Genomic DNA, 9127 nt, shown 5'->3' with positions numbered 1-9127 from the left:
GCTTCCCACTGGTTCCAGTCTTCCGCATCATGCAGACCCGGAATCGTCACGATTTCGCCAGCGTCGAGGCCTGCCAGCGCAGCGTCGACCAGGTTTGCGGCCGACATCGTGATCGGTGAGGTCTTCTGATCCGAATAACCCGCGACGTCCCAGAACTCGGTAGCCGTTGCGCCCGGCAGCACCGATTGCACGCGAACACCCTTACCGGCCAGATCGCGTTGCAGCGCGTGGCCAAAGCTGATCACATACGACTTCGATGCGCTGTACACGCCGTTCAGCATCTCGACCGCGATGCCGACCACCGACGCGATATTGACGATCGTGCCCGTGCCGCGCGCCACGAAAGCGGGCGCGGCAGCATAAGTGAGACGCGTCAGCGCGGTGATGTTGAGGGCGGTCATGTGTTCCATCGTGTCGACGTCACCTTTCAGGATCGAGTTGACCGAACCGATGCCGGCGTTGTTGACGAGCATGGTGATGCTTGCGTCATCGCGCAGCACAGCTTCGACGCGGCGAACGCCAGCCTTATCGTTGAGGTCTTCGGCCAGGTACTTCACCGAGCGGCCCGTTTCGGCTGCCAGACGGGCCGACAATGCCTTCAGGCGTTCTTCATTGCGGGCGACCAGAATAAGGTCGTAGCCGCGCTTCGCGAGACGGTCGGCATAGATAGCGCCGATGCCGGTCGACGCGCCAGTAACGAGGGCAGTACCTTTCGAATTGCTCATGATTTGCTCCAATGGGTTAGGCCGATAAATTTCGACTTCGAGACGAAAGATACGCGGTCCAAGCGCTGGCGCAAATGTCAGATACGCAACGATTCCGGCCATTGCGTGAGAGGCAGAATAGACGACCGGTCGCCGTGCCCTAACAGAGCCTTGAGTCGTCAAACGACTCCGTATGAAAGGGTATCAAGCCAGAACTGAAGAAGCGGAGGCGGTTCGTTGTATCGACTGTGGAGGCTGGCCGAACGCGCGCAGAACCGCCCGACGCATACGCTCGCGGTCGCCAAAGCCTGTTTCCCGGGCAATTCGGTCGATTGAATGGCGGCCCGTTTCCATCATCGTTCTCGCGGCTTCGACGCGGAGGCGTTCGATAGCTTTGGCCGGAGATTGTCCCGTTTCTTCGCGGAAAATTCTGCTGAACTGTCGTGGACTGAGATTCGCGGCTTCCGCAAGTTCTTCGACTGACAACTCCGACGTCAGATTTTCCTTCGCATAGGCGAGGGCGCTTTGAACACGATCTGTTTTCGCATCGAGCTCAAGCAAGGCAGAGTACTGTGACTGTCCGCCCGCACGTCGGTGAGTCACCACCAGTTTTCGGGCGATGTCGCGAGCCATCTGCTGCCCGAGATCCTTCTCCACGAGCGCGAGTGCAAGGTCAACACCGGCGCTCATGCCAGCCGACGTCCAGACATGCCCGTCGATCATGAAGATGCGATCCTCTTCCATCTGGACATTCGGATAGGCTTTCTCAAACGCCTTGGCGAACTGCCAGTGAGTCGTCGCGCGGCGTCCTTCCAGCAACCCTGCTTCCGCGAGGATAAATGCCCCTGTGCAAATAGCGCAGATCCGGCGTGAATGCCGGCTCGACGCGCGCAGATATTCCTTGAGTCCTTCACTGGGCTTGGCAGTCTTGTTGTCGCCAGTGACGATCAACGTGTCGAATTTCCGTCGGACAAACGTACTGGTCTCGACCGAGAAGCCTTGCGACGATTTGACGAGTCCGCCGAGTTCCGAAACCAGCGACAGATCGTAGATCTGTTCGCCGCTCATGATGTTGGCGTATTCGAAAACGGTCGTGACAGCGAGTCCGAGCGATTGAAAGTCAGGGAAGACAACGAGTCCAACCTTCTGCATGGGAATCTCCGATAGATCAAAACGTCGATGGCAGAAAACGTTGCATCTACGTCATTGAGCGGATGATCGCATAAATCTAAGATTCATTCACGCTTGGAAACTAGCAGGCATTTTCGGAGAAGAGCCTTGATTGAGGGAGTCGTCAGTAAGGGAACTGCAGTCGTGACCGGCGCGTCAAGTGGCGTCGGTGCGTGCTATGCAGAGCAGCTTGCTGAGCGCGGGTATGACGTGATTATGGTTGCGCGCAACCGTGCACGGATGAATCAACTCGCAAGTCACCTCACAGACAAGACAGGGCGTAGTTTCGAAGTGATGCAGGCCGACCTCGCGAGGCAAGCGGGTATGCAAAGCGTTGAATCGCTTCTGCGTAGCGATTCGAGTATCACGATGTTAGTCAACAACGCCGGAATCGGTGCCACTGCTTCCATACAGAACGGTGACACCAGCCAGATCAGCCCGATCATCGCAGTGAACCTTGGGGCTTTGACCCGCTTTACTACAGTGATTGCGCCGGTATTCGCATCGCGTGGGAAGGGAACGATTATTCAGGTGGCGACGGTGGCGGCACACCAACCGGAATGTAAGGGTGGGATGTGTGAGGCCATCGCCGCCTATGTGCTGACGTATTCAAAATCGGTGCACCAGGAGTTCAGCGACCAGGGAATCAGGCTTCAGGTGGTGTTGCCTGAATCCAAGTACAGAAGTTCCCTGAATCTCGCGGATCTGGAGCACGCATGGGCACCATTAAGTAACACAAGAGCGGCGGAGAACATGGTGAGGACGGCTTTGGCTGGACTTGACCAGGGTGAGTTTGTATCCATGGCTTCATCCCGATAGCGTCTTATCTGCCGCCGCGACGGCAGATTTGATAATTGGCACATCGGTTACGTGGATCAGAATCAAATTTGCAATTTTCTATTTACACAGTTGTACTAATCAACGTAGGTAATTTTCATCTATGAACAAGTTCAAAATCAGCAGTCTCGTTCTCGCACTCGGTATTGCAGCAGCGGCACCGACTATCGCCTCGGCACAGTCGCATGGCAAGGTTCTGGTGGTTCTGTCGAGCGCGCACACGCTTGATCTCCGTGACGGGAAGACATACAAGACTGGTTACTACCTGAATGAGCTGGCGATTCCGCTGAAGCAGATCGTCGACGCCGGCTACACGCCCGTGTTCGCCAACCCGAAGGGTGACACGCCGTCGATGGATGAGAATTCAAACAACAAGATGTTTTTCGGTAACGACGATGCAAAGCGCGAAGATGCGCTGAAATTTGTCGGCGGCTTCGCGGGCATCAAGCATCCCATGAAGCTCTCGACTGTCGCTGCCAAAGGCACGCAGAGCTACGTGGGCCTCTTCATGCCCGGCGGTCATGCACCGATGCAGGATCTGCTGAAGGACAAGAACCTGGGCAAGATTCTGGTTAGCTTCCACGATACGGGCCGTCCTACGGGCATCATCTGCCACGGTCCGATTGCGCTGCTGTCGACCATGAAAAATCCGACCGCTTTTGACAAGGCTTTGATTGCCGATGACGGCGCATCGATCGACAAGCTCAAGCAAGGCTGGCCGTACGCAGGTTACAAGGTCACCGTGTTCTCAAGCGCAGAAGAAAAGCAGCTCGAAGGCGAAGGCAAGCCGCTGGGCGGTCAGGTCCAGTTCTACACGGATGAGGCACTGCAAAAGGCAGGCGCCGACGTGCAGATCGCCGAGCCGTGGAAGAGCAATGTTGTCGTCGACCGTGAACTGGTTACGGGTCAGCAGCCCTTCTCGGACCACGCTTTGGGTGAAGCGCTGGTCGCCAAGTTGAACGCACAGACGTCGAAGTAAGTTCAGCAATCCGGGCGTTGCTGGTTTTCTGACAAGCAACGCTCTGCTGAGTTAACGGGACTGGCTTGCCAGCCAGTTTCCCGATATGCGTTATAGCGTGCGACTTTTTTCTGGAACGCTGACTCTGTAGGACGTTTGACGGAGCTGCCGGATTCGAGAGGTGAAAGTGGATAGCGTCGATCTGGATGTGATCAGAACGAGTGTGCAGTGGATGCATGAGGGGCACGAAGTCCTTCTTGCGACCGTAGTAAGCACATGGGGTTCGTCCCCACGTCCTGAGGGTGCAATGCTCGCATTGCGAGGCGATGGCCGCATCGTTGGTTCGGTGTCTGGCGGCTGCATCGAGGACGATCTGATCGCACGCTTTCGCACACACACCTCTGAATTGCAGCATCCGGAAGCTGTGACCTATGGCGTCACAGCGGAGGAAGCGAGGCAGTTTGGTCTGCCATGTGGCGGCACGATCCGGCTGGTCCTCGAACCTTTGCATCGGGAAAATAGCAAACTCGGCGAATTGCTCGTTGCGCTCGATAGCGGCAAGCTGATAAGTCGCACGTTGGACATGTCCACGGGTGCTGTGCACATGTCAGCAGCGACACAGACTGATGGACTCTCGTACGACGGGACGACATTGAAGGCCGTGCTCGGCCCACGTTACCGGATGCTGGTGATCGGCGCGGGGGATTTATCGCGTTACCTTTGCATGCTCGCATTGGGCCTTGATTATCAGATTACGGTATGCGACCCAAGAACCGAATATACGGCTGGTTGGAGTTTGCCCGGTGTGCGTGTTGTGCACTCCATGCCTGATGACACGGTGATTGACATGCAGCTTGACGAGCGTTGTGCCGTGGTCGCCCTCACACACGATCCCAAGCTGGACGACCTCGCCTTGATGGAAGCGTTGAAGACGCCGGCCTTCTACGTGGGTGCACTTGGGTCGAGGCGCAACAATGCGGCGCGGCGTGATCGGCTCAAACTGTTTGACGTTACAGAAGAAGAGTTGGCGCGCTTTCGCGGTCCGGCTGGCCTCTACATTGGCAGTAAAACTCCTCCGGAGATCGCCGTGTCGATTCTGGCCGAAGTGACGGCCTACAAGAATGGCGTCGAGCCGGCGGAGAGTGCGACTGTGGAGGGTGGTAAGCGCCGCCGTGAGCAGATAGGATAATCGCGAGCGCGACCTTACGACGAGAAGCCTTTCGTGAATGACATCAGTCGTCGCCCCGTTGGAATACCTGTTTTTTAGGGGGTTAATCGGTCCGTGGAGTATTACAGACCGGCTAGCTGAATGTGGGAACTACGTATTGTTACGGTACACCCGCAATCGCATACTTTGTTTAAACCGGGACGACGCGCTGCTGTGTCGCTCCATCTCGAAAGTTGAGGAAATCATGCCCTATCTGCAACTCGACGTACCCTACGAATACACCTCGGACCAGAAGAAAGCCGCCGCCAAACGAATCGGCGATATTTACGCGGACGTGATGAAGGTCAACACGAACATCATCACCGTGGCTATCCGTGAAGTGGGTAAAGGCGGGGTGTGGCGCTGCACCGATGGCGAACCCGACGAAGCAGCAATCATGATGCTGGACATCCGTCGTGGCCGTCCGCTCGAACAACGCGCAGAGCTCGCGCGACAATTGATCGAAGCATGCGTTGAATTGCTCGGTCTGAAGACCAATCGGCTGAACATCGAATTCACGCAGCACACGGGCGACGAAATGTATCACCCGATTCTGGGTGGCTTCAACAAAGACTGGATCGCAGACGAGCGCAGCGAATAAGAGCCTCGAAGCCAGCTTTTTCTTTGTATTGAATTGCGGGTCCGGCTGGGACTACGAGCCGGGTTCTGTTTGCGCGCAGATCGGTTTTAAAACCAAAAAAACAATATAACGCAACCAGTCGGCCAGCGAATTGAGCGTGCTGTGAGTACCCGCCGGCTGGATCCCATCGACGCCGTATGAGTCAGGGTATGTGAGGATGACACCATGAAGCAACCTTTCTACAAAGTCCTGTATCTTCAGGTTCTGTTTGCGATTGTCGTTGGCATCGTACTCGGCCATCTGTATCCATCGTATGCCATGTCGATGAAGCCGCTTGGTGACGCATTCATCAAGCTCATCCGTATGGTGATCGGCCCAATTATCTTCTGTACAGTGGTCACCGGCATTACAAGCATGGGTGACCTGAAGAAAGTAGGCCGGGTTGGCGGTAAAGCTTTAATCTACTTTGAGATTGTTTCGTCGTTGGCATTGGCCATCGGCCTTATCTCGGGCCACTTTCTTCACCCTGGTGATGGTTTTAACGTCTCCATTTCATCGCTGGATCAGCACGCGATTTCCGGCTTTGTTAATCAGGCAGAACACCTGGATGGCGTAGCGGGTTTTCTGCTCGCAATTATTCCCGGCTCGTTCTTTGATGCCTTCGCGAAGGGCGAGACGTTACCCATTCTTTTCGTCTCCGTTATGTTCGGAATCGCGCTCTCTGCCGCAGGCGAGCGAGCCCAAAGCATTACCGTAGCGATCGAAAAGCTGTCGAGCGTCTTCTTTTCGCTCGTCAAGATCATTACCAAAGTCGCTCCTATCGGCGCATTCGGTGCGATCGCGTTCACAGTGGGGAAGTATGGAATCGGATCGCTCGTTCCTCTCCTGAAACTGATCGGCGTTTTTTATCTGACCGCGTTCGCGTTCGTTGCCGTGGTGCTTGGTTCGATTGCGAAATTCGCGGGATTCAATGTCTTTCGCTTTCTCGCATACCTGAAGGAAGAGTTGTTCATCGTTCTTGGGACGAGCACGTCAGAAGCCGCGTTGCCGCAGTTGATGCAGAAGCTCGAGCGTCTGGGTTGCTCGAAGGCGGTGGTCGGCCTGGTTGTGCCAACGGGTTACTCGTTCAATCTTGATGGCGCGAACATCTACATGACGCTGGCAGTGATGTTCCTGGCGCAGGCGACGAACATTCACCTTACGCTGACGCAGGAATTGACGTTGTTCGCCGTCACCATGCTGACATCAAAGGGATCGAGTGCCGTTGTTGGCGCAGGCTTTGTGGCGCTGGCAGCCAGTCTGTCGGTCGTGCCCACTGTGCCCGTCGCAGCGATGGTGCTGATTCTCGGTATCGATCGCTTCATGGCGGAGTGCCGTTCGCTTGTGAACATCATCGGCAATGCGGTTGCTGCCGTCGTTGTCTCGGCGTGGGAAGGCGAACTGGACAGGGATGCCATGGCTCGAGAGCTATCGGGTCGCAGTGCGGATAAGCCGATGTTTGAATCGCGTAAGGACGTGGTAGCGACCGCGTCGACGGCTCGCGAAACAGAAGCAATATAGACCGATCCGCGTGAGGCTACTCACGCCACCAGAAATGTGGGCAAAGAAAAATACACCCACCGGACGATGTCAGCGTGAACGCTGGCATCGTCTTCTGTTTGGCGTGAATGGGGCGCGGTCTCTGTTTGAAATTCTTGCTAGAAGTGAGTATTTCTTGCGTCTCCGATCATTTACGAGTGGTCCATTGCGGTTGGTGATACCGCTTGGCGTCATCTGCTTCATCGTCGTCGTCACGGGCGCGCTTCTGCTTGCGTCGCAGAATCTCGAACACGCACGTCAGGAGCGACAGCTCGTATCAGATACCCTCTGGGCCGAGCAGGCGGTTGTGTTTGAGTTACAGCGGGTTGTTGAGGCGATGCAGTCTCTAGAACGTGACTTTGCATTGTCATCGCAGAGCGAGAAGTATTTTCACGTCAGAGCAGCGGCAATCATGCAGCGAAGTCCCGAGATTGGACGGATTTCGCTGTGGCAGGATCACGGTGACAATGACAAGCTGCATGTCATCATGAGCGAAGGCGCGAGCGCAGCGGGAGACGCGCTTACAACGAACGACGACGAACTTTGGTCAGTGGCGCGTAAAGCAGAGACGATGCGAGGGCCTGCTATTTCGCTATTGCAAGATCGCAAGCATGGTGTCCATATGCTTCTCGCCGTGACCACGTATCTCGATAGCACGCGTCAGGTGATTGTCGCGTCGATTTCGCTAGATCAATTACTTGCTTCAACAATTCCGTGGTGGTTTGCGCATCAGACGCAACTCACGCTTGAGGACTTTGAAGGTAATGTCCTCGCGACCCGCGACCATCACGTGGTCGGAAAGGGCGTCTATACCCATCGTCTGGCGGCGCCTTTCGCAGATGAGACGCTCTACCTTGATGCCGATAGTACGCTCGGGCCGCCATCGCTGATTCCGAACGTCTTGACGCTTTCGGTCGTTGGCATGTCCATCCTGTTGGCATGGACCGTCTATGCGTTGTGGCGAGATCTCGCCTGGCGGACGGCTGCAGAAAAGCGCCTGCGTTCCCAACAGGCGTTCAGGGAGGCGATGGAAGCCTCGACGATTACGGGTATGCGGGCGACTGACACAGCGGGCATCATTACGTACGTCAATCAGGCGTACTGCACCATGGTTGGACGCAGTACGGGGGAACTCATTGGTACTCTCGTAGAGAGTTCACGTGACGGTGCGACCGGGTGTTCAGTCAGGGCTGAGGGCAGCGCGATACAAAAAGCGTTGGAGGCCCGTTTGACCCGATCGGATGGAACGTCAATCGATGTCGCGATTTTCGAGGCGCCGATGCTTGACGGTACGGGTGCTGTATCAGGATATATGGCGTCCGTTCTCGATGTGACCGAGCAAAAACGCAATGCGTCGTTGCTCAGCGCGCAGAACGAGCGCGTTAATCGTCTGTCTAGGCTCATTACCATGGGCGAGATGACTTCAACCCTCGCTCACGAAATGAACCAGCCGTTGACCGCTATCAACAGCTATCTCAGCGCGGGAAAAAACCTTCTTGAAGCTGCCGGGCACGACGCAGAGCATTCGGAAGCGTATCAGATGCTAGAAAAGGCGAGATATCAGGCGGAGCGAGCGGGCCTGGTCATTCGACGGATCAGGCAGTTCGTGCACAAGTCTGGACCCGTTCCTGGCCCGGTGGATATGACGCAACTGATCACAGAACTGCTGCCGCTGGTACGCCTGCAGGCACCGCGCCCGGACTCCGTTATCGAGCTGGATCTGGATGCCGCCTGTCCTTCTGTGATCGGCGACAGAGTGTTGCTTGAGCAGGTGCTGCTGAATCTGACAAAGAATGCATTTGAGGCAATGGCTACCTGGCCATCTGCGGATCAGAGAGTGATCGTTGCGATGTGGCGTCCTGAGGACGACATGCAATACGTCGTTATCGAGGTTCGGGATTCGGGACCGGGTCTCGGCGAGGAGGCAAATGCAATTCTCTCCAGTTCGTTTACTACTACGAAGGCAGACGGCATGGGTTTGGGCCTTTCAGTTTGCAGGACGGCCCTGGAATTGCTTGATTCGCGGCTGGTGTATGGGAAATCTCCGACTGGCGGTGCCTCGTTCCAGTTCCGACTTCGAAGCGCATAAGTGT

8 protein-coding genes are annotated in these 9127 nt (G+C 55.9%); 6 read left to right on the top strand and 2 right to left on the bottom strand.

Going from position 1 to position 9127, the window contains the following annotated elements; all coding sequences use genetic code 11:
* Together DK391_RS10180 and DK391_RS10175 are read right to left on the bottom strand one after the other, a co-directional pair.
* Positions 1-725 (bottom strand): SDR family oxidoreductase (locus tag DK391_RS10180; RefSeq protein WP_109477909.1); only part of this gene is annotated, 725 nt, incomplete at its 3' end.
* 183 nt (positions 726-908) lie between these two features.
* Entirely contained in the window at positions 909-1856 is a 948-nt protein-coding gene (locus DK391_RS10175; protein ID WP_109477881.1) for a GlxA family transcriptional regulator, read from the bottom strand.
* A 126-nt stretch (positions 1857-1982) separates the two neighbouring features.
* Here DK391_RS10175 and DK391_RS10170 point away from each other — a divergent pair, with 126 nt between their 5' ends.
* The 6 genes from DK391_RS10170 (at position 1983) to DK391_RS10145 (ending at position 9123) form a co-directional block, all read left to right on the top strand.
* The gene (locus DK391_RS10170; RefSeq protein ID WP_162600775.1) at positions 1983-2693 is read left to right on the top strand and encodes an SDR family NAD(P)-dependent oxidoreductase; all 711 of its coding nucleotides are present in this window, start codon (positions 1983-1985) and stop codon (positions 2691-2693) included.
* A gap of 121 nt (positions 2694-2814) precedes the next feature.
* Positions 2815-3690, top strand: coding sequence for a type 1 glutamine amidotransferase domain-containing protein (locus DK391_RS10165; protein WP_109477879.1), 876 nt, complete (start codon positions 2815-2817; stop codon positions 3688-3690).
* Positions 3691-3856: 166 nt separating this feature from the next.
* Positions 3857-4858, top strand: a complete 1002-nt coding sequence (locus DK391_RS10160) for an XdhC family protein (protein WP_109477908.1) — start codon at positions 3857-3859, stop codon at positions 4856-4858.
* Positions 4859-5081: 223 nt separating this feature from the next.
* On the top strand, positions 5082-5477 hold the full coding sequence (locus tag DK391_RS10155) for a tautomerase family protein (RefSeq protein WP_109477878.1): 396 nt from the start codon (positions 5082-5084) through the stop codon (positions 5475-5477).
* A gap of 204 nt (positions 5478-5681) precedes the next feature.
* Complete coding sequence (locus DK391_RS10150) at positions 5682-7016, top strand: dicarboxylate/amino acid:cation symporter (RefSeq protein WP_109477877.1); 1335 nt, start codon at positions 5682-5684, stop codon at positions 7014-7016.
* Between the two features lie 34 nt (positions 7017-7050).
* A complete protein-coding gene (locus tag DK391_RS10145; protein WP_109477876.1) occupies positions 7051-9123 on the top strand; it encodes an ATP-binding protein in 2073 nt (690 codons plus the stop codon).
* Positions 9124-9127 lie beyond the last annotated feature (4 nt).

It is taken from the genome of Paraburkholderia sp. C35, assembly GCF_003121405.1.
GTDB lineage: Bacteria > Pseudomonadota > Gammaproteobacteria > Burkholderiales > Burkholderiaceae > Paraburkholderia.
Note: the sequence above shows the minus strand (reverse complement) of the source record. Positions and strands in the feature narration are given on the sequence as shown.

Bases quoted from the DNA above. Each gene is read 5' to 3' on its own strand.
- DK391_RS10175 (WP_109477881.1), bottom strand. From the start codon at position 1,856: ATGCAGAAGGTTGGACTCGTTGTCTTCCCTGACTTTCAATCGCTCGGA.
- DK391_RS10150 (WP_109477877.1), top strand. From the start codon at position 5,682: ATGAAGCAACCTTTCTACAAAGTCCTGTATCTTCAGGTTCTGTTTGCG.
- DK391_RS10165 (WP_109477879.1), top strand. From the start codon at position 2,815: ATGAACAAGTTCAAAATCAGCAGTCTCGTTCTCGCACTCGGTATTGCA.
- DK391_RS10155 (WP_109477878.1), top strand. From the start codon at position 5,082: ATGCCCTATCTGCAACTCGACGTACCCTACGAATACACCTCGGACCAG.
- DK391_RS10145 (WP_109477876.1), top strand. From the start codon at position 7,051: ATGTGGGCAAAGAAAAATACACCCACCGGACGATGTCAGCGTGAACGC.